The following is a 25,677-nucleotide window of genomic DNA, read 5'->3' on the forward strand; positions in this document are numbered from 1 at the left end:
TCCGCCGCGGCGGCGACGCCCCGACACCCCCTGACAAGAGCGAGAGCGAGATGCGATTTTCCCGACTGACCGAACGGATCGCCGGCGAGGGCGCCGCGGCCTGGGACATCCACAACCGGGCCCTGGCCCGCCAGGCCGCCGGCGAGGACATCACCGTGCTGTCCGTGGGCGACCCGGACTTCGACACCCCGGCGCCGATCGTCGAGGGCGCGGTGGCCAGCCTGCGCGGCGGCGCCACCCACTATCCCGACGTCCAGGGCAAGCTCGCCCTGCGCCAGGCCATCGTCGAGCGCTATCGGGCCCGCGGCCTGGACGTCACGCCGGAGCGGCTGATCGTCATGGCCGGCGCCCAGTGCGGCCTCTACGCCGCCGCCCAGTGCCTGCTCGACCCGGGCGACGAGGTGATCGTCCCCGAGCCGAGCTACGTCACCTACGAGGCGGTGCTGCAGTCCACCGGCGCCCGCATGGTGCAGATTCCGCTGCGCGGCGACGCCGGCTTCCGCCTGGATCCGGCCGACCTGGAGGCGGCGATCACCCCGCGCACCCGGGCGATCATGCTCAACAGCCCCCACAACCCCACCGGCCAGCTGATCGACGCCGAGGCCTGGGCGGCGATCGCCGCGCTGTGCCGTCGCCACGACCTGTGGCTGATCTCCGACGAGGTCTACGCCGAGCTGATCTTCGAGGGCGAGCACGTCTGCGCCGCCGGCCTGCCCGACATGGCCGATCGCACCGTGGTCATCGACAGCCTCTCCAAGTCCCACGCCATGACCGGCTGGCGGCTGGGCTGGGTGCTCGGCCCCGAGGCGCTGATCGGCCACCTGAGCAACCTGGCGCTGTGCATGCTCTACGGCTGCCCGGACTTCATCCAGGACGCCGCCCGCGACGCCCTGCGCCAGCACCTGCCCGAGCTCGGCGCCATGCGCGAGACCTACCGGGCGCGCCGCGACGCAGTGGTCGACGCCCTGGCCGACTGCCCGGCGGTGAAGGTCGTCACCCCCGCGGCCGGCATGTTCCTGATGATCGACGTGCGCGCCACCGGGCTGTCGTCCCAGGCCTTCGCCGACCGCCTGCTCGACGAGCAGGGCGTCTCGGTGCTCTCCGGCGAGGCCTTCGGCCCCTCCGCCGCGGGCTTCGTGCGCCTGAGCCTGACCGTCGAGGAGGCACGCCTGTCCAGCGCCTGCCGCCGCCTGGCCCGCGTCGCCGAGGCCGCCGGCGCCGACACCGCTTCCCTTTCCACCATCGAATGAGTCGCTTATGACATCATCGACCCAAGCCCCCTCCCCCGACGCCTCCGACCGCCTGGCGGTGGAGGCCCGGCACCTCGTCAAGCGCTACGGCGATCTCGAGGTGCTGCGCGACGTCTCCCTCGAGGTTCCCCAGGGCAGCGTCACCTCGATCATCGGCGCCAGCGGCTCGGGCAAGAGCACGCTGCTGCGCTGCCTCAACCTGCTGGAACGCCCCGACCAGGGCGACCTGGCGATTGCGGATGAGGCGATCCGCTTCGACCGCAATCCCCAGGGCGACATCGTCGGCCTGGACCGGCGCCAGCTGCAGCGGCTGCGCGCCAAGGTCAGCATGGTCTTCCAGCAGTTCAACCTCTGGCCCCACTTCACGGTGCTGGGCAACGTCACCGAGGCGCCGATGCGCGTCCAGGGACTGTCCCGCCGCCGGGCCATCGAGCGCGCCGAGCACTACCTGGAGCGGGTCGGCCTGGCCGACAAGCGCGACGGCTACCCGGCCTACCTGTCCGGGGGCCAGCAGCAGCGCGTGGCCATCGCCCGGGCGCTGGCCATGGAGCCGCGCCTGCTGCTGTTCGACGAGCCCACCTCGGCGCTCGACCCGGAGCGGGTCAGCGAGGTGCTCGGCGTGATCCGCGACCTGGCCGCCGAGGGCCGCACCATGGTGCTGGTCACCCACGAGATGGCCTTCGCCCGGGAGGTCTCCGACCAGGTGGTGTTCCTCGACCGCGGCTTCGTCGGCGAGGCCGGCACGCCACGCCAGGTCTTCGAGGAGAGCCAGGATCCCCGCTGCCGACGCTTCGTGGCACCGGCGGCCTGACTCCCCTTTTCCAGCACGACACGACAATAGCAAGGAGAACTGCATGAACCGTCCCCTGATCACCCTGACCGCCGCGGCCGCCCTCGGCCTGTCCGCCACCGCCCAGGCCGCCGAGCCGCTGAAGATCGGCATCTCCGCCGAGCCCTACCCGCCGTTCACCTACACCTCCTCCGAGGGCGAGTGGACCGGCTTCGAGGTCGAGCTGGGCATGGCCATCTGCGACGCCATGGAGGCCGACTGCGAGATCACCCCCACCGGCTGGAGCGGCATCATTCCCTCGCTGAAGGCCGGGCGGATCGACATGATCATGAACTCCATGTCGATCACCGAGGCTCGCCAACGGGTCATCGACTTCTCCGATCCCTACTACTTCAGCCCAAGCGCCTACGTGGCCGCCGAGGACCTGGCGCTGATGGGCCCCGACGACCTGGGCGGCAAGGTGCTCGGCGTCCAGGCCGCCACCACCAACGCCACCTATGCGCGGCGCGCCCTGCGCGACAGCGGCGCCGACATCCGCCTCTACGACCAGGCCGAACAGGTCAACCGCGACCTGCTGGCCGGCCGCCTGGACGTGATCCTGGCCGACAAGATCGCCATGGCCGAGTTCCTCGAGCGCGACGAGGCCGAGGGCTACGAGATCAAGGCCACCGCGCCGCGCCATGAGGCCTTCGGCGAGGGCATCGGCATCGGCATCCGCCAGGACGACGACGCCCTGGAGGCGGACCTCAACGCCGCCATCGCCGAGGTCCGCGAGGACGGCACCTGCTCGTCGCTCTCCGAGCAGTACTTCGGCATCGACATCTGCACCTGATCCCGGTCCTCGACGACGCTCGCCCGGCGGCCCGACGGCCGCCGGTCCCGCCCTGTCTCATCAAGGACACGACTTTCCCATGAACAACGTTTCCCAAGAGGGCCTGCTCGACTGGGCCGGTCCCCTGCTCGAGGGAGCGGTGACGACCCTGGAGATCGCCCTGCTGGCCTATGCCATCGGCCTGCTGCTGGGGTTGATCGGCGCCAGCGCGCGACTCAGCCCCTGGGCGCCGATCCGCGGCCTGGCCACCGCCTACTCCACCGCGGTGCGGGCCGTGCCCGAGCTGCTGCTGATCATCCTGCTCTACTATGCCGGCTCCCAGGCGCTCACCGCCCTGACCAACGCCCTGGGCCTGCCGGGCCAGGTCGCCATCAACGGCTTCGTCACCGCCGTCGGCGTGCTGGCCTTCGTCCAGGGCGCCTACATGACCGAGGTGCTGCGCGCCGCCATCCTGGCCATCCCCCGGGGACAGCTCGAGGCCGCCGATGCCTTCGGCTTCTCCGCCTGGACGCGCTTCCACCGCATCATCATCCCGGCCATGCTGCCCAACGCCCTGCCCGGCATGTCCAACCTGTGGCTGATCCTGATCAAGGACACCGCCCTGATCAGCGTGATCGGCTTCAGCGAGCTGTTCTTCACCGTCCAGCAGGCCGCCGCCAGCACCCGCGCCCACTTCCTGTTCTACGCCGCCGCCGGCGTCATCTACCTGGCGATGACCCTGACCTCCACGGCGCTGTTCACGCGCCTGGAGCGACGCGTGCGCCGCGGCCAGCCGATCCGCGAGGAGGCCTGACATGGACTTTTCCTGGCTCCAGGATCCCTTCTATCAGGAGTACCTGATCGAAGGCTTCATCAACACCCTCTGGCTGCTCGCCGTCTCCGCCGTGGGCGGCCTGCTGCTCGCCGTGGGCGTGGCCATGGCCCGCATCAAGGGCCCGCGCCCGCTGGCCTGGCTGGCGGGCGGTTTCAGCACCGTGATCCGCGGCACCCCGCTGCTGGTGCAGCTGTTCTTCTTCTACTACGGGCTCGGCCGGCTGCTGGAAGGCATCCCCGGCGTGCAGGACAGCTTCATCTGGCCGCTGCTGCGCGATCCCTTCTTCTACGGCGCCCTGACCTTCATCCTCAGCGTCGGCGCCTATTCCGGCGAGGTGATCCGCGGCGCCCTGGTCAGCGTGCCGTATGGCGAACGCGAGGCCGGCCGAGCCTTCGGCATGGGCCCCTTCCAGGTCTTCGCCCGGCTGTGGCTGCCGCGGGCCATCCAGCTGTGCCTGCCGACCCTGACCGGCGAGATGATCCTGCTGCTCAAGTCGGTGCCGCTGGTCTCGACCATCGCCCTGATGGACCTGCTGCAGGCCGCCAACATCATTCGCGACGAGACCTTCCTGGTCTACGAGCCGCTGATGCTGATCGCCGGCATCTACCTGGCCCTGACGGTGGTGCTGACCCTGGTGCTGCGCCAGGTGGAGCGCCACTTCCCGGGCATGCAGCCGACCCGCCGCCGCTGGCTACCCCTTCGCGACACGGAGCGCGCCCCATGCAGGCACTGACCCATCAGTTCATCGACAACCGCTGGATCGCCAGCCGGGGCGAGCGCCGCCTGCCGGTCACCGATCCCTATCACGACGCACCGATCGCCGAGGTCACCGCCGGCGCCGCCGAGGACGTGGACGCCGCGGTGGCCGCCGCCCGGCGCGCCCTGCCGGCCTGGCGGGCGCTCGGCGGCGAGGCCCGCGGCGCCTACCTGGACGCCCTGGCCGAGGCCCTGGCCGCGCGCCGCGACGAGCTCGAGGCCTTGTCCAGCCGCAACAACGGCAAGCCGCGGGCCGAGGCCGCCCAGGACCTCGCCGATGCCATCGCCTGCTATCGGCACTATGCCGGCGAGGCTCGGGCGCTGGACGCGCGCCAGGGCGAGCCGGTGGCCACCGGCGAGGCGGACCTGGTCTCGCGACGCTACCAGGACCCGGCCGGGGTGGCCGGGCTGATCACCCCCTGGAACTTCCCGCTGGTCAGCAGCGCCTGGAAGCTCGCCCCGGCGCTGGCCGCCGGCTGCACGGTGGTGTTCAAGCCCTCGGAGGTCACCCCGTTGCCCGAGCAGGCGCTGGCCGAGATCGCCCTGGCGATCGAGCTGCCGCCCGGGGTGCTCAACCTGGTGCACGGCGACGGCCAGCGTGTGGGCGCGCCGCTCACCGCCCACCCGGGCATCGACAAGCTGTCCTTCACCGGCAGCAACCCGGTGGGCGAGGCGGTGATGGCGGCGGCGGCCAAGGGCACCCGCGGCGTCTCCCTGGAGCTCGGCGGCAAGTCACCGATCCTGGTCACCGAGGATGCCGACCTCGAGCTGGCCGCGGAGCTGGTGCTGGCCGGCTTCTGCTACAACGCCGGCCAGATGTGCTCGGCGACCTCGCGGCTGCTGGTCCACGAGGCCATCGCCGATGAGCTGCATGCCCGACTGGACGCGGCCATCGCCGAGCTGGTCGCCGGCGATCCGCTGGACGCCGCCACCACCCTGGGCCCGCTGGTCAACGCCGCCCAGCGGGATCGAGTCGAGGGCTACCTGGCGGCGGCCGAGGCCGAGGGTCTCGCCCCGACCACCGCCGAGCGGGTCCTCCTGCCCGACCACGGCCACTTCGTCGCCCCCCGGGTGTATCGGGACGTGTCGACCGACAGCCGACTGTGGCGGGAGGAGATCTTCGGCCCGGTGCTCTGCGCGCGCAGCGTCCGGGACGACGACGAGGCCGTGGCGCTGGCCAACGACAGCGACTTCGGGCTGGCCGCCACCGTGGTCGCCGGCGATCCGGCACGGGCCGCGGCCCTGGCGAGCCGACTCACCGCCGGCAACGTCTGGTGCAACACTTACCAGGTGGCCCCGCCGGGGCTCGGCTGGGGCGGCATGAAGGCCAGCGGCATCGGCCGCGAGCTGGGCCGCGCGGGCCTCGAGGCCTATCTCGAGACCCGCTACGTCACCCTTCCGGCCTGATGGCATATCGCCCGGGGCTGTCCGTCCCGGGCGAGCCGCCCGCCGTCACGCCTCCCCGAGCCCTTCCGGCCCATCATGCAGGGAGGCAATCAACGGGCAGTCGGGGCCGTCCTCCCGGGCCCGGCAGGCCCGCACCCGCTCCGCCAGGACAGCCTCGATGCGCCTCAGGTCAGCGATCTTCTCCCGCACCTCCCCGAGCTTGCGCTCGGCCAGGGCACTGGCCTCGTCGCAATGCAGGCCGTCGTCCAGGCGCAACAGCTCGGCGACCTCGTCCAGGCTGAAGCCCAGGCGCTGAGCGGACTTCACGAAGCCCAGACGCTCCACCTCCTCCCGGCCATAACGGCGAATGCCGCCCGCCGGACGCTCGGGGGCCGTCAGCAACCCGCGCCTCTGATAGTAGCGGATGGTCTCGACATGGACGCCGGCGGCCCTGGCCAGGCCGCCGATGGTCAGGGTCTCGCGTTGTTCTCGCATCAGGCTTGCTTCCGTACTCGACTACGGACTTAACCTTAACCCAGTGATGAACTCCCGGATAGGAGAGCCCCCATGCCGGACAAGACACGTGGCCGGGGCGCCCTGGCCACGGGCGGCCTGGCCGCCATCCTCGCCTCCAGCTGTTGCCTGGGCCCCCTGGTGCTGGTCGGCCTGGGCGTCTCCGGCGCCTGGATCGTCAACCTGACCCGCCTGGAGCCCTACCGTCCCCTCTTTATCGGCGTGGCGCTGGTGGCGCTGTTCTTCGCCTGGCGGGGGCTCTATCGCCCGGCGCCGGCCTGCGGGGGCGACGCCCCCTGCGCCCTGCCGTGCGTCCGGCGCGCCTACCGGGGGCTGTTCTGGGTGGTCACGGCCCTGGTGCTGGTGGCCCTGGCGTTCCCCTATGTCCTGCCCCTGTTCTACGGAAGCACTTAATAAATGGCTGCGCGGGCAAATCGCTGCGTTGCGTGGTGCTGTAAAGCTCACCTAACTTCATGTTATGCCTCGCTTTCTGCGCTCCGTGCGCCTTGCGCTTCACTCCGCTCGCCGATTTCTTCAGCACTTCCCTACTGACGCGGTGATCCCCGATGAAACGACTCGCCATCCTGCTGCTCGCCGGCGCCACCCTGACCCCGTCAGCCTGGGCGGCCGAACAGACCGTGACGCTCGACGTGCCCGGCATGACCTGCGCCGCCTGCCCGATCACGGTGAAGACGGCCCTCTCCCGGGTCGAGGGCGTGACCCGGGTCGAGACCAGCTTCGAGGACCGCGAGGCGGTGGTGACCTATGACGACGAGCTCACCGGCCTCGAGGCCCTGCGCCAAGCCTCGGCAGGCGCGGGCTATCCGGCCGCGGTGAAGGAATGACCAGGAAGCGACCCGACAAGCTGCTGCGCCTGGGGGTGATCGGCACCCTGGTGGTGGCGCTGTGCTGCTTCACCCCGGTCCTCGTCGTCCTGCTCGGCGCGGTGGGCCTGACGGCGCTGACCGGCTACCTCGATCTGGTCCTTCTGCCGGCACTGGCCGGCTTCATCGCCCTGACCCTCTATGCCCTGTGGCGCCGGCGCCAGGCGGCCCGCCGGCCACCACCGGAGTAGTCCCATGACGGAAGCGAGGCGGCATATCGCCATCATCGGCAGCGGCGGCGCCGCCATGGCCGCGGCCCTGAAGGCCGCCGAACGCGGCGCCCGGGTCACCCTGGTCGAGCGCGGCACCCTCGGCGGCACCTGCGTCAACGTCGGCTGCGTGCCCTCCAAGATCCTGATCCGCGCCGCCCATATCGCCCGCCTGCGCCGGGCGAGCCCCTTCGACGACGCCGTGATGCCCGCCGAGCCGGCGATCGATGCCGCTCGCCTGCACGCCCGGCGGCAGGGCCGGGTCGAGGCCCTGCGCCACGCCAAGTACGCCGGCATCCTCGCCGACACCCCGGCCATCGAGGTAGTGCACGGCGAGGCGAGCCTCGTCGACGCCCGTACCCTGAGCGTGCGCGGGGACGACGGCGACGAGCGGCGCCTCCCCTTCGACCGGGCCCTGATCGCCAGCGGGGCCCGCCCTGCCATCCCGCCGGTGCCGGGGCTCGCCGGCACGCCCTACTGGACCTCCACCACCGCCCTGGGCAGCGACACGATCCCGCCCCGCCTGGCGGTGATCGGTGCCTCGGTGGTGGCGGTGGAGCTGGCCCAGGCCTTCGCCCGGCTGGGCAGTCGGGTGACCATCCTGGCCCGCAGCCGGCTGCTCTCCCGGGAGGATCCGGCGGTAGGCGAGGCCCTCGAGGCCGCCTTCCAGGCCGAGGGCATCGAGATCCGGCGGGACACCCAGGCCCGCCGGGTCGACCATGACGGCGAGGCGTTCGTGCTCGAGACCGACGCCGGGCCCCTGGGGACCGACCGGGTGCTGGTCGCTACCGGCCGCACCCCCAACACCGAGGGGCTGAACCTGGCGGCCGCGGGCGTGGAGACGCGCCGCGGCGCCATCGTCGTGGACGACCGGCTGCGCACCAGCGTGCCCGGCCTCTACGCCGCCGGCGACTGCACCGACCTGCCCCGGTTCGTCTACGTCGCCGCCGCCGCGGGAAGCCGCGCGGCCATCGACATGACCGGCGGGGAGGCCCGGCTGGACCTGTCCGCCGTGCCCGAGGTGATCTTCACCGACCCCCAGGTCGCCACCGTCGGCCTGACGGAAGCCGCGGCCAGGGCGCGGGGCCTGGTTCCGGAGAGCCGCACCCTGACGCTGGATGCCGTGCCCCGCGGCCTGGTCAATTTCGACGACCGGGGACTCATCAAGCTGGTCGCCGAACGCGACGGCGGGCGCCTGCTCGGCGTGCAGGCGGTCTGCGGCGAGGCCGGGGAGCTGATCCAGACGGCGGTGATGGCCCTGCGGGCGCGCATGACCGTGCAGGAGATCGCCGACGAGCTCTTCCCCTACCTGACCATGGTGGAAGGGCTCAAGCTCTGCGCCCAGACGTTCCACCAGGACGTCTCGCGGCTATCCTGCTGTGCAGGGTGACGCTCCGAGGAGGACACATGCACCGACGCTTGCGTCGACCACTGCTGGTCGTCATCACCTTGCTTCTTGCCGCATCGGCGTATGCCGCCGGACCCCGCTATCGCCTCGAGGTCGACGGCCTGGCCTGCCCCTTCTGCGCCTACGGCATCGAGAAACGGCTCCTGGCGCTCGAGGGGGTCGCGGATGTCCAGATCGATATCGCCGAAGGGGCGGCGATCGTCACCATGGACGACGGCCGCACCCTCGCGGCGCCGCAGGCGGCCATGGCGGTAGACCGGGCCGGCTTCACCCTGGGCGACTTCACGGCGCTCGACGCCGAGGCCCCCTAAGGAAGCCCGCCATGCGCACCCGCGACTCCGTTCCCCCGCTGGCCTGGCTGGCGTCCCTGGCCCTCCTGCTGCCCGCCCTGGCCCAGGGCGGGGCCCAGACCTTCGGCACCGCCCTGCCGGTGGCGGAGGGCAATGGCGTGCTGCGCCAGCAGTTCCTCCATCGCCAGGCCGGCGGCGGCGGTCGCGACCTGGAGGTCAGCGGCGCGGTCACCCTACTCGGCTACGGCGCCAGCCGCGACCTGACCCTCTTCGGCGCCCTGCCCTACCTGGACAAGCGCCTCACGGCCGACGGCGTCCGGCGCGGCAGCGAAGGCCTGGGAGACCTGCGGCTGTGGGCCCGCTACACCCTCTATCGCCACGACGCTCCCGGCCGGACCCTGCGCCTCGCTCCCTACCTGGGCCTCGAGACGCCCACGGGCCGGGACGACGACCGCGATGCCCTGGGGCGCCTGCCGCGCCCCCTGCAGCCGGGCTCCGGCTCCTGGGATCCCTTCGCCGGGGTGGTGGTCACCTACCAGACCCTGGACCTCGAGCTCGACGCCCAGCTCGCCTACCAGGCCAATACCGAGGCCGACGGCTTCGCCTTCGGCGACATCGCCCGTCTGGACGGCGCCGCCCAGTACCGACTCTGGCCCCGGGCGCTGTCCGGGGGCGTCCCCGGCTTCCTCTACGGCGTCTTGGAGGCGAACCTGATCCACCGGGATCCCGATGAGCGCCAGGGGGAGGCGACCCCCGATTCGGGGGGCACCCGGCTGCTGCTGGCCCCGGGGCTGCAATACGTCACCCGGCGCTGGGTGATCGAGGGGGTCGTCCAGTTGCCCGTCGTGCAGGACCTCGACGGCGCGGCGCCGGAGGACGAGGCCATCCTGCGCGCCGGCCTTCGCTTCAACTTTTAGGAGCCTGCCGAGCTTGACGCTGATCTACTGTGAATCCCGGTCTTTCGGCCCACTTCATTCGATCTATTTCGTTAAATAGCACGCTATTCGCCTCTATAGATCGATAAAATTGACTCGAAATCCGGGATTCTCGCGACGATCGGTCAAACCCGACAGGCTACTCGGGAGATCGCCCCATGCTACGCTCGCTGATCCTCCTCGCCCTGAGCCTCGCGCTGCTGGTGCTGCTGTTCTTCGCCGCCTTCGTGCCCTCGGCCCAGGGGCCGGGCCACGAGTTCGTCACGGCCTGGGGAGGGCCGGGCGACGGTCCCGGCGAGTTCGATGACCCCACCGGCATCGCCGTGACCGCGGAGGAGGTGTTCGTCGCCGACGCCCGCAACGGGCGCATCCAGGTCTTCGATCATGCGGGCCGCTTCCGGCGCCAGTTCGGCACCCCCGGCGCGGCGCCCGGCGAGCTCGGCCGCCCCATGAACCTGAGCCTCCACGCCGACGAACTCTACGTGGCCGACTACTTCAACGACCGCATCCAGGTCTTCGCCTTCGACGGCACGCCGCTGCGCACCCTCGGCGAGGCCGGCGACGGGCCGGGACGCTTCGATGCCCCGGGAGGCGTCGACGTGGCGACCGACGGCGATGTGATCGTCGCTGACTTCTACCATCACCGGGTCCAGCGCCTCGCCCCGGACGGCAGCTTCGTGCGCCAGTGGGGACACACGGGTAAAAGCGGCAGCGCGGCGGGCGAGTTCGGCTACCCCACCGATGTGGCCGTGGCCGACGATGGCCGCTTCTATGTGGCGGACGGCTACAACGACCGGGTCCAGGCCTTCGGGCCGGACGGCGACTTCCTGACCATGTGGGGCGGCCCCTTCGCCCGCAACGTCCACGGCCCCTTCAACGGCTGGTTCGCCACCGTCACCGGCATCGCCGTGGGGCCGGCGGGCCGGGTCTTCGTGGCCGACTTCTACAACGACCGGATCCAGGTCTTCTCGGCGGAGGGAGACTTCCTCGGCGCCTTCGGCGAGACCGGCCAGGGTCCCGGCCGCTTCCGCCACCCCATCGCCATGGACGTGTCCCCGGACGGCAGCGTCTTCGTCGCCGACTTCGGCAACGAACGCATCCACAAGTGGCGGCCGGCCGCCCCGGGTCCCTGAGATGGCCGGCGCGGAAGCCGAGGATCACTCACGCTCCAGGCGCCGATAGGGCTGATCCAAGTCGCGGGGACGCCGCGGGGGCGGCCCCCGCTCACGACAAGGTCAGGCGTCATGCCAGACGCGCTCCGTTCGCCACGGCGAGATCGGGCGTCGCCAGCACCACCGCACCGTCCTCGCGATGAAAGCCGGTCACCAGGCACTCCGAGCGCATCGGGCCGATCTGCTTGGCGGGGAAGTCGATGACGGCGATCACCTGCTTGTCGACCAACTCGTCGAGCGTATACAGGGCGGGGATCTGGGCGCTGGATTTGCGCACCCCGATGGCTTCACCGAAATCGCCCCGCATTGAACGCCGGTCGCCACGTCCCGGGAAAGGCCTCGGCCGCCACGATGGTGCCCACGCGCGGCGCGACCCGGGCGAAATCGGATCATTCGATCTGTTCCATGCTCCTCTCCTTGACTCAGGCTCTATCCCGCGGCTCGAGCGAGGCGTTGCCTGTTCGCCGGGACCGCCCCGCCGGCGCCCTGCGGCCCTGACGGCCGCCCAGCATGCCGCTGCCGATCAGCGCGCCGCCGCAGATCAGCAGCGCGGCGAGCAGCAACGTCGGGCTGGGCGTGGCCAGGCCGGCGGCGATCAGCACCAGGGTGGAGCACAACGGCGTGGCGTAGGACAGCAGCCCCAGCAGGCGGACATGACCGCGCTTCATGCCCAGATCCCAGGTGAAGAAGGCGCTGCCGACCGGCCCCAGCCCCAGGGCCAGGATGGCCCAGGGATTGGCACCCTCCGGCCAGCCATGGGGCTCCCAGGCCAGGTGGCAGGCGAGCGCCAGCCCCGCGGCGCCCAGGCAGTTCCAGGCCACCGCCGCGGTGGGCACCCGCGACAGCCGTCGCGACGCCACCGAATAGCCGCTCCAGATGAAGGCCGCCAGCAGGGCCACCAGGTAGCCGGGGGTGTGGTCCCCCGACCAGTCGAAGCCGGCGGGGCCCACCAGCAGCGCCGCGCCCGCGAAGCCGCAGACGCCCCCCAGCAGGTGGATGCCGCGCAGGCGCTCCCCCGGCAGCAGCCAGCCGGCCAGGATGACGATCAGCAGCGGCCAGAGATAACTGATCAGCCCGGCCTCGGCCGCGGGCGCGGTCTGCTGGGCGATGAAGTAGCAGAGGTGGTAGCCGAACAGCCCGCCCACGCCCAGCAGCCAGCCCGCGGGCGGCTGGCGCAAGGCCTCGGCCAGGGCGCCCGCCTCGCCACGCGCCGCGAAGGCCAGCAAGGCCAGGCCGCCGGCCAGGCCGAAGCACAGCGCGGTGAGCAGGAAGGGCGGTACCGGGCCGGCCCATTGGGTAAACAGCGCCAGGGTCGCCCAGTTGAGCACGGTACTGGCGCCCCACAGGGTGGCGCGACGCGCCTCGGCGGGGGAAGCAGCCGACATCTCGTCTCTCCAGTCGTGGTCGGCCGGCCAGTATCGCCGCGACGCCCCGGGAAGACTTGTCGATTTCGGCCATTCCCGTGGCGCGGCTCGAACACCACGAGAACGGCCGCCCACGCGACGTGGACGGCCGTCCGGCGGGAGCCCGCTGGGGCCGAGACGACCAGGACCGCCCGCCGGCGGCCCGACCTCACTCCATGCCGTGCAAGGCCTTCCAGTTGCCCGGGTAGAGGGCGTAGCCGAACAGCGCCTGGCCGCCGTAGATCAGCTCGGTGCCCTCGGGGATCCACAGCATCTGGCCGGGGGTCACGCGGTGGGTCTCGCCGGCGGCGGTGACCTCGAGCTCGCCCTCGATGACGAAGATCACCTCGTCGTAGAGCACCGTCCAGGCCACCTCGGCGCCTTCCCAGCGGGCGAAGCCGGCGCCCATGGTCTAGCTCAGGGCGGTGTCCACGGTGCGGCCGATCTCGGCGTGGCCGGGCGGCCCGCCGCGATGGCGGAAGGTGGTGTCGCGATGGTCGAACTTGATGGCGCGGATGGGGGTGTCGCTCACGATAAGGTCCTGTTCAGATCACATAGTTGATAAGGGTACGCTAATACATCGCGCGAGCGCCTGCCGGCGCAGAGCGGGACGCGACCGCTTCGGCTCACGTAGGGCGAATAGGCGTCAGCGCATCCGCCAGGTCCAAGGCGGCGCCAAGTCAAATGGCAACATCGACAAGGATGCGCTGATTTATGTCGCGAGCGATGAGAGGCGGGGGCGCCTAGCCTGGCCGCCGCCGGAGCGGAGAACCGAGCGAAGCGACAACCATCCGGAGGATGGCCCCGAAGGGACGAGGAACCGAAGGTTCCGAGTCAACCGGAGTGTAGCCTGCTACATGAGGATTCCGATCGGACCGGCGCCCCGGCACCGCCGGCGGCCAGGATGGCTAGGTTCGTTCCCGACGAACCTGCGCATTTCCCACCTCCCTGTGGGTCATCGAGCGCAGCAATAAATCAGCGTTTCCTTAGAGTTCGCTGCGACTCGCCCACGCCGCCTGCCGCATGCGCGTCTTCACGCCGAGGCTCAGGAAGGGCTCCGGCGGATTGATCGCCGGCTTGCCGGAGACCGCGAGCATGTCGGCCAGCTGACTGGAGTCCTGGCCGGTGGCCAGCTCCGCCAGCAGCTTGCCGGAGATGGTGCCCCGGGCCGCGCCGACGCTCTGGTGCACGCCGGACATCCAGGCGTCGTCGCCGACCTTGCCGAAGAAGGCGGTGTAGTTGCGCGACAGCCCGCAGGCCCCGCCCCAGGTGGCGGTGAAGGGCACGTGAGCGAGCTCCGGGTAGCGGGCCTCGAAGGAATCGCGATGCCCCCGGCGGATCCGGGTGCGCTCGGCCAGGTCGTCGTGATAGCGCGGCACGAAGCGGTACTGGTTGCGGATGATCAGCCGCCGGTCCGGCGTCAGGCGCACCGTGGTGCCGGCATGGTCGGCGGGCGTCAGGCCGAAGTGATGGGGCGCGGTGGAGAACAGCGCCATCTCCTCGTCGGTCAGCTCGCGGGTCATGCTGGCGAAGGTCATCACCGGCAGCATGCGATGCTTGAGGAAGCCGAATTCCTGGGCATAGATGTTGGAGCCCAGCAGCAGGTTGGTGGCCCGCACCTCGCCTTCCGGCGTGGTGGCGCACCACTTGCCCCCGCTGCGGGTCAGGCTGACCACCGGGGTATGCTCGTAGAGCTCGGCATTGTCCGGCAGGGTCTCGCCGAGGCCGCGCACCAGGGCGGCGGGCTGCATCAAGGCGGTGTCGGCGGTGTAGATGGCCGCCGCGTAGTGGCGGGTGCCGAGGATCGGCGCCAGCGCGTCGCGTTCCAGGCGCCGGTAGGGATAGTCGAAGTCGCGGAGCAGGGCCTCGTAGTGGTCGAGGTACTTGAGGCCCCGCTCGCCCACCGCGCCCTGATACTTGCCGGCCCGGGACCAGCCGCACTCGATGCCGTGGCGCCGGACCAGGGCCTCCAGGTCGTCCACCGCGGCACGGTTGAGCGACAGCAGCTTCTGCTTGCGCGCCAGGTCGTCGCCCTCGAGGTCGCGCTTGTGGGGAAGGTCGATGACGAAGCCGGTGTTGCGCCCGGAGGCGCCCTGGCCGACCCGCAGGGCCTCCACCAGCATCACCCGGTCGCCGGGGCGCAGCTCGGCGACCCGACGAGCCGCGGCCAGGCCGGTGAAGCCGGCGCCGATCACCAGCCAGTCGGCGGTCTCGTTCGCGTTGAGACGACGCGCCGGGGTCGGGGCATCGAGCAGCTGGTACCAGCCGTTGCAGTTGTCGTCACGGGGAATCGTTGCTTGTGACATCCTGGACCTCCGCCGCGCCGGGGCGCGACGTCATCGCCGGGCGAGCCCGGCGGTTCGGAAGAAGGCGGCGCCCGAGGGCGCCGCATGTCGTCATGCACTACGGAGTGCTCGATACGAAAACTCGGCGAGCGCAGACAGTTTTCGTCGGGCCTCAGGCGGCCTGTGCCTGGCCGCAGGCCTTCACCCAGTCGCTGCGCCGCGCCATGGCCGCCTCGCCCACCAGGGCGAAGCCCAGCAGCCGCCCGATGGGATCGAAGCCGCCGGCCTCGATGCCATCGGCGGTGGCGGTGACGCGCCACGTCACCTGGGCCTCGGCCGGGGGGACCACCACGCAGACCGGGGCGGCCGGGGTCTTGACCATGACCGGCATCACCGGATAGCTGGCCGCCGTCGGCGTGCCCGTGAGGGTCGCCGCCAGGGCGCGCACGCCGGCGTTGATCGGCGCCAGGTAGGGCAACAGCCGGCCGTCGATCTCCACGGCATCGCCCAGGGCATAGACGTGGGGCAATGAGGTGGCCAGGTGATCGTCCACCCGGATGCCGCGCCCGCAGTCGACGCCGGCCGCCTGGGCCAGCTCGACGTTGGGGACCAGGCCCACGGCGCTGATCACCAGGTCCGCCGCCAGCTCGCTGCCGTCGGTCAGGGTCAGCCGGTAGCCCTCCGCGTCGGCGGCGACGCTGGCCACCGAGCGGGACAGGTGCCAGCTCACGCCGAGCCGGGCGAGCGCCTCGCGCAGGACCGTGCTGCCCGCCTCGGGCAGCAGCCGCGGCAGCGGCCGCTCGGCCAGGCCCACCACCTCGACCCTGTGGCCGGCCTGGGCCAGGTCGTTGGCGAACTCGCAGCCGATCAGGCCGTCGCCGATGATCACCACCCGCCCGGCGCCCTCCAGGGCATCGAGGCGGCGGCGCATCTCGCGATAATCGCCGCGGTCGTTGACCGAGAGCAGCGCCCCCGCGTCGCCCGCCACCGGGATGCGGATCGGGCTGGCCCCGGTGGCCAGCACCAGCTGACCATAGTCCAGCTCGCCGAGGCGGGTGTGCAGGCGCTTGGCCTCGGCGTCGATGCGCTCCACCGGGCAGAAGGCATGCACCCGGATGCCCAGGCGACGCTCGACGGACAGCGCCGGCTCGTCGAGCAGCGCCTCGGCGTCCTTGCCCAGGGCAAGGGCGTTGGACAGCGCCGGCTTGGCGTAGAGGCCGCCGTCGTCGGCGGTGACCACATGGATCTCGCGTTCGGCGTCCCGGGCGCGCACCGCCTCGGCCAGACCGTAGCCCGCATGGCCGCTGCCGATGATCACCAGCGGGCCGGCCGGTGTCCCGTCCTGGGACTCGACGGCTGCCGCCGGGGCGGCCACCGCATCGGCCAGCGGCGTCGGACTCATGGCGGCCGCCGCAGCGGGCGCGTCGTCGGTGATCTCGATCATCTCGAAATCCGCCTTGCCCACGCCGCAATCGGGACACAGCCAGTCCTCCGGCACGTCCTCCCAGCGGGTGCCGGGGGCGATGCCGTCGCTCGGCCAGCCCTCGGCCTCGTCGTAGATCAGGCCGCAGATGATGCAGAGCCACTTCTTCATCGGGACCTCCTTCACGCGCCCTTGACGCGGACGGCGATGTTGCGGGTCTGGACGTAGCTGTAGAGCGCCTCCTGGCCCTTCTCGCGGCCGAAGCCGGAGAGCCCCACGCCGCCGAAGGGCGTCTCCACGCCGCCGGCGAACCACTCGTTGATGAACACCTGGCCCCCGCGCAGGCGCCGCGCGGTGCGCAGGGCCCGGTCGAGCTGCCCGTCGAAGACGCCGGCCACCAGGCCGAACTCGGTGCCGTTGGCCAGTGCCACGGCCTCGTCCTCGGTGTCGAAGGCATGGATCACCAGCACCGGGCCGAAGACCTCCTCCTGGAAGATCTCGCTGTCCACGGCCACGTCGGTGAACAGGGTCGGCTGCATAAAGTAGCCATTCACCCCGGCCACACGTTCACCACCCGTCAGACAAGTGGCCCCGGCCTCGATGGCGCGCCGGCACATGGCCTCGACCTGCTCGAGCTGGTCCCGGGAGACCAGCGGGGTCAGGTCCGGATCGTCGACGCCGGGACCGATGGACAGCCCCTCGGCCAGCTCGCGGGCGCGCTCGATCACCTCGTCGAGGCGCGAGCGGTGCACCAGCAGGCGCGACATGGCCGAGCAGACCTGGCCGGCGTTGAAGAAGATGCCCGCCTTGACGCTGTCGATGACCTGCTCGATGTCGGCGTCGGCGTGCACGATGGCCGCGGACTTGCCACCCAGCTCCATCACGCTCGGGGTGGCCCGCTCGGCGGCGTCGCGCAGGATGCGCTGGCCGGTGGGCACCGAGCCGGTGAAGACGATCTGGTTGGCGTCGCGGTGCCTGACCAGGTGGGCGCCGATCACCGAGCCCTTGCCGCACAGCAGGTTGACCGCGCCCTGTGGCAGGCCGGCGCGCTCGCAGGCGGTCATCAGGAAGGTCATCGCCAGCGGCGAGATCTCCGGCGACTTGATGACCACGGCGTTGCCGGCGGCCAGCGCCGGCGCCAGGGAGCGGGCGCAGATCGACGGCGGGAAGTTCCAGGGCACGATCTGCACCGAGACGCCCATGGGCTCATAGCTGGTGAAGTCGACGTAGTCGTCGCCCAGCGGGATCGAGGTGCCCTCGATCTTGTCGGCCATGCCGGCGTAGTACTCGAAGTAGCGGGCGGCCTCCTCGAACTCGCCGCGGGCCACCTCCAGGGACTTGCCGTTCTCGCGGCACAGCACCAGGGCGGCGTCCTCGGTCAGCGCCTTGAGCTCCTCGGCGATGGCCAGCAGCCAGGCGACCCGCTGGGCCGGACGCACCGAACTCAGCGCGCCGGAGGCCACGCAGCGCCGGGCCGCGGCCATGGCCGCATCGGCGTCCTCGATGCCGGCCTCGGCGATCTCGGCGTAGGGTTCGTCGGTGGCCGGGTCGGCGACCACCAGCCAGGTGTCGGCGCCTTTCCAGGCGCCGTCGATGTAGTTGTAGTAGCGATCGAGCGTGCTCATCAGGGGGGACTCCAGTATCGAGGGGGCTGGCGCTCAGGCGGCCTCGGCGTCGCCGCGCACGCGGCGGGCCACCCACTGGTGGAAGAAGTGGGTCGGGTGGTCGAGCACCGGCGAGAAGACGCCGCCCTGGAAGCCCGGGGACTGGCGGCCGCGCTGCATGCCCTCGACGGCGCCGATGTCCTCGCCGAACACCACCCGCCAGGATTCCAGGGTGGAGGTCCGGCAGGCCGCATAGGCGTCCTGGGTGGCCTCGTCGCCGACGTAGTAGACCCGCAGGTGCTCGACGGTCTGACCGGCGGAGACCGGCTCGAGCATCATGGCGAAGGCGTGGTCGGCCTGGATGCCGAGCAGCACGTTGGGGAAGAAGGAGACGTACTCGGCGTGCTCCATCTTGTCCTTCGGCCAAGCCGGGAACTTGGGCAGGCGGGTGCCGGCCACGTCGGAGAGGCGGTAGGCCAGGCTGCCCTGCCCGGAGAAGTGCTCGCCGAACTGGATGTTGTAGTGGTCCTCGAGGCGCGAGTAGGTGTTCAGGCTCGGATGCACCCAGGGCAGGTGATAGCTCTCGCAGTAGTTCTCGACCGCCAGCTTCCAGTTGCAGTCGACGGTGATCTCCAGGTTGCCGCCCATGTTCACCCGGCGCAGCAGCTCGAAGCCCTCGGGGCCGACGAAGTCGCGCCAGCGGTTCTCCAGCGGCGCCACGTGCTCGGCGAACTCGGGGGCCCGGCCGTCCAGGTTGACGAACACCATGTCCATCCACACGGCGCTGCGGATCGGCTTGAGGCCGTGCTTCTCGCACTTGAAGCCGTCGACCTTGTGCTGGCCGACGCCGCCGATGTGCGGGGTGCCGCGCAGGTTGCCGTTCAGGTCGTAGGTCCAGGAGTGGTAGGGGCAGCGGATCACGCCCTGCACCTCGCCCTCCTCGGCCACCAGCTGCATGCCGCGGTGGCTGCAGACGTTATGGAAGACCTGGGTCTCGCCGTCCTTGTTGCGCATCATCAAAAGCGGCAGGCCCATGAAGTCGACCGGCTTGACGTAACCGTTCTTGACCAGGTCGCTGGCGAAACCCACGCAGGCCCAGGTGCCGGCCATCAGGCGATCGCGCTCCTCGGCGAAGAAGGCCTCGCTGACGTAGGCCTCGTTGGGCATGCCGGTGGCCTCCTCGATGGGGGCGAGCACGTCGTCGAGTTGCCGGGCGGGAATCAGGGATTGGGTCAGGTCGGTCATCGTGGCCTCCTCACGGGGTATCGGGCGATTTCTGGTCTGTTGTGGCCCTAGCCGGGGTGCCGGCTGGTGGGAGGCGAGTCTGGTGGCGCCGCGGCGCGCCGACAATCGATGAATCGGCATCAACTCATGATAAAAAGTCAACTATTAGACGAAGGGATGAAACCAGAACGCCGGATTATGCGATCACGTCCTCGCGCATGGAGCGGAGTTATGCTCGAGCAAAAGCATGATATTTCATCATGCAAGGATGACAAAAAATGCATTGCTCCGCCTCGCTCCAGCCCCCAGGCTTCGCAGCGGGCCACCCTAGGGCGCGTTAACCATCGCACGCACGGTGTGCCGGAGTCGGTGGTTGTGCAGATCGCGGCGTGAACGACGAGGTTTGGTGGTGACAAATGAGTCGTGAACAACAAAGAGCTGCGCAGCCATCGGCGGACGATGGTAAACGCGCCCTGGACCCTTCCCCCGACGTCTCCAGACTCAATAACAAACGAGAGTGACGCCATGCGCTCAGAAAGCGGCCTGTTCAAGGGCCTCAACCCCACGGTGACCATCGCCTCCAAGGTGCTGGTCATCGGCTTCGTGATCTTCTGCGCCGTGCTGGCCGAAAGGGCCGGCGCCATCTTCCAGGAGGTCTCCACCACCGTCCTCGACAACGCCAAGTGGTTCTACCTCGGCCTGGTCACCGCCGTGCTGGCCTTCCTGCTCTACCTGATGGTCAGCCGCTTCGGCCATATCCGCCTGGGCAAGGACGACGAGCGCCCCGAGTTCAGCTTCCTGTCCTGGGTCAGCATGCTGTTCTCCGGCGGCATGGGCATCGGCCTGATCTTCTGGTCGGTGGCCGAGCCCATGTGGCACTACGCCGACAACCCCTTCAGCGAGGGCATGAGCGACGCCGCCGCCGGCACGGCCATGCGCCTGACCTTCTTCCACTGGGGCCTGCACCCCTGGGCGACCTTCATCATCGTGGCCCTGTCGCTGGCCTATTTCGCCTATCGCAAGGGCCTGCCGCTGACCCTGCGCTCGATCCTCTACCCCTTCATCGGCGACCGCATCTACGGCCCCATCGGCCACACGGTGGACATCCTCACCGTGGCGATCACCGCCTTCGGCGTCTCCCAGTCCCTGGGGCTGGGCGTGATCCAGATGAACAGCGGGCTCAACAACGTCTTCGGCGTGGAGGTCGGCATCGGCGTGCAGCTGAGCATGATCGCCGTCATCACCCTGTTCGCCATCGCCTCGGTGATGTCCGGGGTCGGCCGGGGCATCCGCCGGCTGTCGGAGTGGAACATGCTGCTGTCGGTGGCGATCGTCGCCATCGTGCTGGCCATCGGCCCGACCCGCTACATCCTCAACGTCCTGCTGCAGACCACCGGCGACTACGCCGACAACCTGATCGGCATGAGCCTGTGGAGCGACGCCAACGGCGACAGCGGCTGGCAGAACTGGTGGACCGCCTTCTACTGGCCGTGGTGGATGACCTGGGCGCCCTTCGTCGGCATGTTCATCGCCCGCATCTCCCGGGGCCGCACCATCCGCGAGCTGATCGGCGGCGCCCTGCTGGTGCCGACCCTGGTGACCTTCGTGTGGATGTCGGTGTTCGGCGGCAGCGCGCTGTTCGAGGAGCAGCAGGCCCGTCAAGTCCATGAGCAGTCCGTGGCCAGTGGCGACATCGCCTCGGACAGCGAGTTCGAGGGCGGCGTCGTCCTCCAGGCCACCCAGGAGGACACCACCCTGGCGCTGTTCACCCTCTTCGACGCCCTGGACCCGGGCCTGCTGGGCAGCGTGCTGTCGATCATGGCGGTGATGCTGCTGGCCACCTACTTCATCACCTCGGCGGACTCCGGCACCCTGGTGCTGTGCACCCTGGACAGCGTGGGCAGCCCCGAGCCGCCCCAGCCGATCCGGGTGCTGTGGGGCCTGGTGATCGGCTGCATCGCCGGGGCCCTGCTGTATGCCGGGGGCCTCAAGACGATCCAGACCGCCTCGATCATCGCCGGCCTGCCGATCGCGGTGTTCATCCTGATCATGGCCCTGAGCCTGCACCGCACCCTGCGCCGGGAGCCCATGGCCGCCGCCATGCTGCCGCCCCAGGCTCGGCCCGACCAGGAGGAGCTGGATCACCACAGCGGCCTGGCCGATATCGAGGCGGCGCCCTCCCCTGCCACGCCGACTCGCCGCGAGGCGCTGGTCGAGGCCTGAGCCTACCGACGGCACCCCAACCAGACGGGGCCCGGCGCATGCCGGGCCCCGTCTCGTGGATGGGCGGGCCTCACGTCAGTCCCAGGTCCCCCACCTCGCGGGGCACGGTGTCAAGCAGCCACTCGCGGAAGGCCCGCACGCCGCGACGGGAGGCGGGGGCCTCCCGCCGCTCCAGCAGGCAGAAGCGGGCCTCGGTGCGCAGCACCGTCTCCACCGGGCGGACCAGTTGGCCACGCTCCAGGTAGTCGTCCACCAGCTGGCTCCAGCCCAGCGCCACCCCCTGATCCATCATCGCCGCCTGGACCAGCATCGAGTAGCTGTTGATGTTGAGCCGGCGCCGCGGCAGGCGCGAGACCGCCCCGACTTCGGTGAACCACTGCTTCCAGCTCATCCAGTCCTGGTCGGCGTCCTCCAGGGACAGCAGGGTGCAATCGGCCAGGGACTCGGCATCCGCGAAGGGGCCGTGCCGCTCGAGATAGCCCGGGCTGCACACCGGGAAGACCTCCTCGTGGAAGAGGGTAGTGGCCCGCATGGCCGCCGGCGGCGTGCGACAGTAGAACAGCGCCACGTCGCACTCCACCCGGGACAGGTCGCGAATCTGTTCGATGGCCACGATGCGCAGCTCGATATCGTCGTGGTCGCGCTGGAACTCGGCGATCTTCGGCAGCAGCCACAGCGAGGCCATGGCGCTGGTGGTGGCCACGGTGATCTGATGCATGCCCTGCCAGCTGCGCACCTCGTCGGTGATCCCGGCGATGTCGACCAGCGACTGGCGGATCGACTGCGCATAGCGCTGCCCCATGGCGGTCAGCTTGACGCTGCGGTTGACGCGCTCGAACAGCGGCTTGCCGAGGTAGTCCTCCAGGCTGCGCACCTGGCGGCTGATGGCCCCCTGGGTGACGTGCAGCTCCTCGGCCGCCAGGGTGAAGCTCAGGTGACGCGCCGCCGACTCGAAGGCCACCAGGCTGTTAAGGGGAGGCAAGGGACTGATCTTCATAGCGTTACGGCGTCGACCTTGATCGAAGGGCGGGGCCAGTGAGTGTACGCCTCGCGCCGGCGCGACGCCACGGGCTCGCCGGCCGCCGCTCAGCGATGGCGCCGCCGAAACGCCCGGGGCGTCACGCCCCGCCAATCGCGGAAGTGGCGGCTGAACTGGGGGCCGTCGGCGAAGCCGCAGGCCAGGGCGATGTCGGTCACCGGGGCCGGCGTCTCGACCAGCCGGCGCGCCGCCAGCGCCAGCCGCTGACGGCGCAGCCACTGCCCCGGCGTCAGCCCGGTCAGGGCCGTCAGGCGGCGGCGCAGCTGCCGCTCGGAAAGGCACGCCTCCTCGGCCAGGCGGGCCGGGCACCAAGGGCCCGCCGGGTCGGCCAGCACCCGCCGGGTCAGCCGCGCCAGATTGAGGCGCGGCCCGACGAGGGTCGGCGCCCCGGCCAGCGCGTTCAGCAGGGCCGCGTCGCCGGCCTCCCTCGCCATGTCGGGCGGGAGCCGCACAAAGCGAATGGCGGCGAACAGCGCGTCCAGGCGTGCGTCGCCCACCGCCAGGTCCATCACCCGGCAGCGGTTCCCGGCGTCCACGCCCAGGTAATGGTGCCTCGCCTCCGCGGGGATCAGGCAGACCCCGCCGGGGACCACCGCGGCGCCGCGACCCTCCACCTCCAGGTCGACGCGCCCGTCCAGCCCCACCAGCAGCTGATGGTGATCATGGGTGTCACTCAGGCAGTCGCTCGGATAGCTGCGCTCGACGCTGATCGGCAATCGGCTCATGTCCGACAGGATGCCGGCTCGCGCCGGCGACCGCCAGGGACCGGCGGCCTCAGCCGCGCCGACACTGGTTGCGCCCGCCGCGCTTGGCGAGATACAGCGCCGAGTCGGCGCGCTCCAGGGCGCTTTCCGGCGAGTCCGTGCCGCTGGCCACGGTCAGCCCCAGGCTGATGGTGACCCGGATGCTCGCCCCGCCATGCTCGATGCACAGGGCCTCGGTGGCGCTGCGCAGGCGCTCGGCGAAGCGCGCGGCGCCATCGGCGTCGGTCTCCGGCAGCAGGACGGCGAACTCCTCGCCGCCCAGCCGGCCCAGCAGGTCCTGGCCCCGCAGCAGGGACAGCCCGGTGGCCACCAGCGTCTTGAGCACGGCGTCGCCGGCCGCATGTCCCCAGCGATCGTTGACCCGCTTGAAGTGGTCGATATCGAACATCACCAGCGCCATCGCCCGGCCGCCCCGCGCCTGACGCTGCAGCTCGGCGGCGAGGCGCTCCAGGAAGTGGCGACGGTTGGGGGCGCCGGTCAGGCCGTCGGTGGCGGAGAGCCGCTCGAGCTCCGCCTGGGCGCGACGGCGCTCGGTGATGTCCCGGGACAGGGTCTGCAGGGCGATCACGGTGCCGTCGTGGCTGGCGACCGGCATGGTGGACGTATGCAGCCAGACATAGTGGCCGTCGCGATGCCGAAAGCGGTACTCGATGCCGGCCTCCGGCTCGCCCTCCAGCGCCTGCTCATGGGACTGCTCGCGGATCCGCGCGGCATCCTCGGGGTGGAAGAAGTCATAGGGCGACCGGCCGACCAGCGTGGCCTGGTCGTAGCCCAGCAGACGGGTGACCGAGGGGCTGACGAAGCGATAGTGGGCCTCGGGGGTGGGGGCATGCAGGCACAGCAGGTCGCTGATGTTCTCGGTGATGCGCCGATAGCGCCGCTCGCTGGCCTCGAGCTCCAGCTGGACCTCCTTGCGCGCGGTGATGTCGGCGATGAAGCCATGCCAGAGGATGGCGCCGTCGGCCAGCCGCTCCGGGCTCGCCAGGCCGGACACCCAGAGCTCGTGCCCGTCGGGGTGGCGAACCCGGTACTCGCAATGCCAGTGCGAGAGCGTCTCCGCCGAGGCCTGGATGGACGCCGCGACCCGCTCGCGATCCTCCGGATGGATCGCCGCGAAGGCCGGGGCGTCGCCTTCCCGCAGGGCCGCCGGGGAGGCGCCGTAGATCTCCTGGCTGCGCCGGCTGGCGTAGGGGAACCAGCCGTGGCCGCCGGGGTCGAGCTGGTACTGGTAGACGAACCCCGGCAGCTGCTCGCTGAGCTTCTCCTGGCGGCGGGTCACCTCGTGAGCCTCGTGGATGTCGAGCAGCGCCCCCACCACCTGGTGGGGCCGTCCCTCGTCGTCGTGCAGCAGGCGCATCTCGCTCTGCACCCAGCGATAGTGGCCCGCCTGGTGGCGCACCCGGTAACGCAGCTGCACGCTGCCGCCCCGAGCCAGCATGCGCTTCACGCGGCGATCGGCCACCTCCCGGTCGTCGGGATGCACCAGCCGGCGACGCCAGTGATCCGAGCCGATCAGCTCGTCGCGCCGGTAGCCCAGCAGCCGGTGCAGGCCCGGGCTGATGTAGGTCGGCGTCAGCGTCTCGGTGGCCTCGCTGGTGAAGATCACCACCGGGCTGGTCAGCAGCAGGCGGTCGAGGTGGTCGCGGGAGGCCCGGAGCCGGCGCTCGGCATCGCGCAGGACGGAAATGTCCCGGCCCGCACCCACCAGTTCCTCGACGCGCCCGCCGCGGCCACGGATCGGCACCAGCAGCACCTGCCAGTCGTACCAGCCGGCGGCGTGCGCCAGTCGCTCCTCGTACTGTCGCGCCTGGCCGGAGGCCGCGCAGGCCTCGCAATGCCTCACCATGGCATCGGCTTGGTCGGCGGCGAACACCTCGTGGGGGGCGCGCTGCAGGATGTCGGCCAGCGACAGGCCGGTCGCCGCCTGGTAGGCCGGATTGATGTCGAGGAAGCGGAAGACGCCGTCGCGCCCCCGGCCCAGCCGGAAGATCGCGTCGCTCGAGCCGCGCACCACGCGCCGGTACAGCGCCAGCTCGTCGCCGCGCCGGCGACGCTCCTCCTCCTCGGCGGTCACGTCCTTGACGATGCCGGCCAGGCGCCGCGGCCGTCCGGACGGGTCGCGCACCACCCGGGCCGAATCCTGCAGCCAGACGACCCGGCCGTCGGCATGCAGGATCCGGTAACGGCGCTCGGCCTGGCCGAGCAGCAGCAGGGTGTCGTGGCTCCTCGCCACCGCTCCCTGGTCCTCGGGATGGACCACCGCGAGCCAGAGCCCGGGGTCGGCGTAGAAGTCGCCCACCGGCCGGCCGTAGAGGGCCTCGGCCGAGGGGGAAAGGTATTCCAGCCGGAAGTCCCGGGCATCCACCGACCACAGGGCGAACCCCATCTGTTCGACCAGTTGGGGGAAGACATCGGGCGGTGGCGCGGCGGTCGGATCGGACATGCGGCGTTCATCGGCGGGGCTGCGTATATG

25 protein-coding genes and 1 pseudogene are annotated in these 25,677 nt (G+C 70.9%); 14 read left to right on the forward strand and 12 right to left on the reverse strand.

The genetic code is table 11. The features are described from left to right. Positions 1-50: 50 nt before the first annotated feature. From QC818_RS04530 to QC818_RS04555, 6 genes are all read left to right on the forward strand, one after another. The gene (locus tag QC818_RS04530) at positions 51-1,250 is read left to right on the forward strand and encodes a pyridoxal phosphate-dependent aminotransferase (protein ID WP_309651661.1); all 1,200 of its coding nucleotides are present in this window, start codon (positions 51-53) and stop codon (positions 1,248-1,250) included. Positions 1,251-1,257: 7 nt separating this feature from the next. Beyond that, entirely contained in the window at positions 1,258-2,061 is an 804-nt protein-coding gene (locus QC818_RS04535; RefSeq protein WP_309651662.1) for an ABC transporter ATP-binding protein, read from the forward strand. A 43-nt stretch (positions 2,062-2,104) separates the two neighbouring features. Further along, positions 2,105-2,872: a transporter substrate-binding domain-containing protein gene (locus QC818_RS04540; protein ID WP_309651663.1), complete on the forward strand. Its 768-nt coding sequence runs from the start codon at positions 2,105-2,107 to the stop codon at positions 2,870-2,872. Positions 2,873-2,951: 79 nt separating this feature from the next. Next, on the forward strand, positions 2,952-3,665 hold the full coding sequence (locus QC818_RS04545; RefSeq protein WP_309651664.1) for an ABC transporter permease: 714 nt from the start codon (positions 2,952-2,954) through the stop codon (positions 3,663-3,665). A 1-nt stretch (position 3,666) separates the two neighbouring features. Continuing rightward, a complete protein-coding gene (locus tag QC818_RS04550) occupies positions 3,667-4,419 on the forward strand; it encodes an ABC transporter permease (protein ID WP_309651665.1) in 753 nt (250 codons plus the stop codon). Then, positions 4,407-5,849: an aldehyde dehydrogenase family protein gene (locus tag QC818_RS04555; protein ID WP_309651666.1), complete on the forward strand. Its 1,443-nt coding sequence runs from the start codon at positions 4,407-4,409 to the stop codon at positions 5,847-5,849. Before QC818_RS04550 ends, QC818_RS04555 begins: the two co-directional genes overlap by 13 nt. A 45-nt stretch (positions 5,850-5,894) precedes the next feature. On the opposite strand, the gene merR is transcribed toward QC818_RS04555, so the two are convergent. Then, on the reverse strand, positions 5,895-6,323 hold the full coding sequence (gene merR / locus QC818_RS04560) for an Hg(II)-responsive transcriptional regulator (RefSeq protein ID WP_309651667.1): 429 nt from the start codon (positions 6,321-6,323) through the stop codon (positions 5,895-5,897). 72 nt (positions 6,324-6,395) lie between these two features. On the opposite strand from merR, the gene merT reads away from it, so the two are divergent. The 7 genes from merT to QC818_RS04595 all read left to right on the forward strand — a co-directional run bounded on the left by merT (position 6,396) and on the right by QC818_RS04595 (position 11,200). After that, entirely contained in the window at positions 6,396-6,755 is a 360-nt protein-coding gene (merT, locus tag QC818_RS04565; RefSeq protein WP_309651668.1) for a mercuric ion transporter MerT, read from the forward strand. Positions 6,756-6,907: 152 nt separating this feature from the next. Continuing rightward, on the forward strand, positions 6,908-7,186 hold the full coding sequence (merP, locus tag QC818_RS04570; protein WP_309651669.1) for a mercury resistance system periplasmic binding protein MerP: 279 nt from the start codon (positions 6,908-6,910) through the stop codon (positions 7,184-7,186). After that, on the forward strand, positions 7,183-7,416 hold the full coding sequence (merF, locus tag QC818_RS04575) for a mercury resistance system transport protein MerF (RefSeq protein ID WP_309651670.1): 234 nt from the start codon (positions 7,183-7,185) through the stop codon (positions 7,414-7,416). Before merP ends, merF begins: the two co-directional genes overlap by 4 nt. A 4-nt stretch (positions 7,417-7,420) precedes the next feature. Continuing rightward, entirely contained in the window at positions 7,421-8,824 is a 1,404-nt protein-coding gene (merA, locus tag QC818_RS04580; RefSeq protein WP_309651671.1) for a mercury(II) reductase, read from the forward strand. A gap of 17 nt (positions 8,825-8,841) precedes the next feature. Further along, a complete protein-coding gene (locus tag QC818_RS04585) occupies positions 8,842-9,153 on the forward strand; it encodes a heavy-metal-associated domain-containing protein (protein ID WP_309651672.1) in 312 nt (103 codons plus the stop codon). Positions 9,154-9,164: 11 nt separating this feature from the next. Continuing rightward, positions 9,165-10,049: a transporter gene (locus QC818_RS04590; protein ID WP_309651673.1), complete on the forward strand. Its 885-nt coding sequence runs from the start codon at positions 9,165-9,167 to the stop codon at positions 10,047-10,049. A 176-nt stretch (positions 10,050-10,225) separates the two neighbouring features. Further along, positions 10,226-11,200, forward strand: coding sequence for an NHL repeat-containing protein (locus tag QC818_RS04595; RefSeq protein WP_309651674.1), 975 nt, complete (start codon positions 10,226-10,228; stop codon positions 11,198-11,200). Positions 11,201-11,309: 109 nt separating this feature from the next. Here the strand turns inward: QC818_RS04595 and QC818_RS04600 are convergent, their stop codons facing one another. The 8 genes and pseudogenes from QC818_RS04600 to QC818_RS04635 all read right to left on the reverse strand — a co-directional run bounded on the left by QC818_RS04600 (position 11,310) and on the right by QC818_RS04635 (position 19,199). Further along, positions 11,310-11,546 (reverse strand): hypothetical protein, encoded by a 237-nt coding sequence (locus QC818_RS04600; protein ID WP_374710054.1) that lies wholly within the window; start codon positions 11,544-11,546, stop codon positions 11,310-11,312. A 115-nt stretch (positions 11,547-11,661) separates the two neighbouring features. Next, positions 11,662-12,624 carry an aromatic amino acid exporter YddG gene (gene yddG / locus QC818_RS04605; RefSeq protein ID WP_309651675.1) on the reverse strand — a complete coding sequence of 321 codons (963 nt, stop codon included), beginning with the start codon at positions 12,622-12,624 and terminating at the stop codon, positions 11,662-11,664. 187 nt (positions 12,625-12,811) lie between these two features. After that, positions 12,812-13,051, reverse strand: a complete 240-nt coding sequence (locus QC818_RS04610) for a cupin domain-containing protein (RefSeq protein WP_309651676.1) — start codon at positions 13,049-13,051, stop codon at positions 12,812-12,814. A 577-nt stretch (positions 13,052-13,628) separates the two neighbouring features. After that, complete coding sequence (locus QC818_RS04615) at positions 13,629-14,948, reverse strand: NAD(P)/FAD-dependent oxidoreductase (protein WP_309651677.1); 1,320 nt, start codon at positions 14,946-14,948, stop codon at positions 13,629-13,631. Positions 14,949-15,099: 151 nt separating this feature from the next. Beyond that, a complete protein-coding gene (locus QC818_RS04620; protein WP_309651909.1) occupies positions 15,100-16,371 on the reverse strand; it encodes an NAD(P)/FAD-dependent oxidoreductase in 1,272 nt (423 codons plus the stop codon). Beyond that, positions 16,360-16,521: pseudogene (locus QC818_RS04625) on the reverse strand (rubredoxin); the annotation flags it as partial. The pseudogene QC818_RS04625 and the gene QC818_RS04620, both read right to left, overlap by 12 nt. 11 nt (positions 16,522-16,532) lie before the next feature. Further along, positions 16,533-17,975 carry an aldehyde dehydrogenase family protein gene (locus QC818_RS04630; protein ID WP_309651678.1) on the reverse strand — a complete coding sequence of 481 codons (1,443 nt, stop codon included), beginning with the start codon at positions 17,973-17,975 and terminating at the stop codon, positions 16,533-16,535. Positions 17,976-18,008: 33 nt separating this feature from the next. Then, entirely contained in the window at positions 18,009-19,199 is a 1,191-nt protein-coding gene (locus QC818_RS04635; RefSeq protein ID WP_309651679.1) for an aromatic ring-hydroxylating oxygenase subunit alpha, read from the reverse strand. A 504-nt stretch (positions 19,200-19,703) separates the two neighbouring features. Here QC818_RS04635 and QC818_RS04640 point away from each other — a divergent pair. Next, entirely contained in the window at positions 19,704-21,401 is a 1,698-nt protein-coding gene (locus QC818_RS04640) for a BCCT family transporter (protein WP_309651680.1), read from the forward strand. Positions 21,402-21,471: 70 nt separating this feature from the next. Here QC818_RS04640 and QC818_RS04645 read toward each other — a convergent pair whose 3' ends face one another. The 3 genes from QC818_RS04645 to QC818_RS04655 all read right to left on the reverse strand — a co-directional run bounded on the left by QC818_RS04645 (position 21,472) and on the right by QC818_RS04655 (position 25,647). Further along, entirely contained in the window at positions 21,472-22,383 is a 912-nt protein-coding gene (locus QC818_RS04645; RefSeq protein ID WP_309651681.1) for a LysR substrate-binding domain-containing protein, read from the reverse strand. Between the two features lie 104 nt (positions 22,384-22,487). After that, positions 22,488-23,165, reverse strand: a complete 678-nt coding sequence (locus QC818_RS04650) for a helix-turn-helix transcriptional regulator (protein ID WP_309651682.1) — start codon at positions 23,163-23,165, stop codon at positions 22,488-22,490. A 49-nt stretch (positions 23,166-23,214) separates the two neighbouring features. Beyond that, positions 23,215-25,647 carry a PAS domain-containing protein gene (locus tag QC818_RS04655; RefSeq protein WP_309651683.1) on the reverse strand — a complete coding sequence of 811 codons (2,433 nt, stop codon included), beginning with the start codon at positions 25,645-25,647 and terminating at the stop codon, positions 23,215-23,217. Positions 25,648-25,677: the final 30 nt, after the last annotated feature.

It is taken from the genome of Halomonas koreensis (assembly GCF_031451675.1).
Classification (GTDB): domain Bacteria; phylum Pseudomonadota; class Gammaproteobacteria; order Pseudomonadales; family Halomonadaceae; genus Halomonas; species Halomonas koreensis.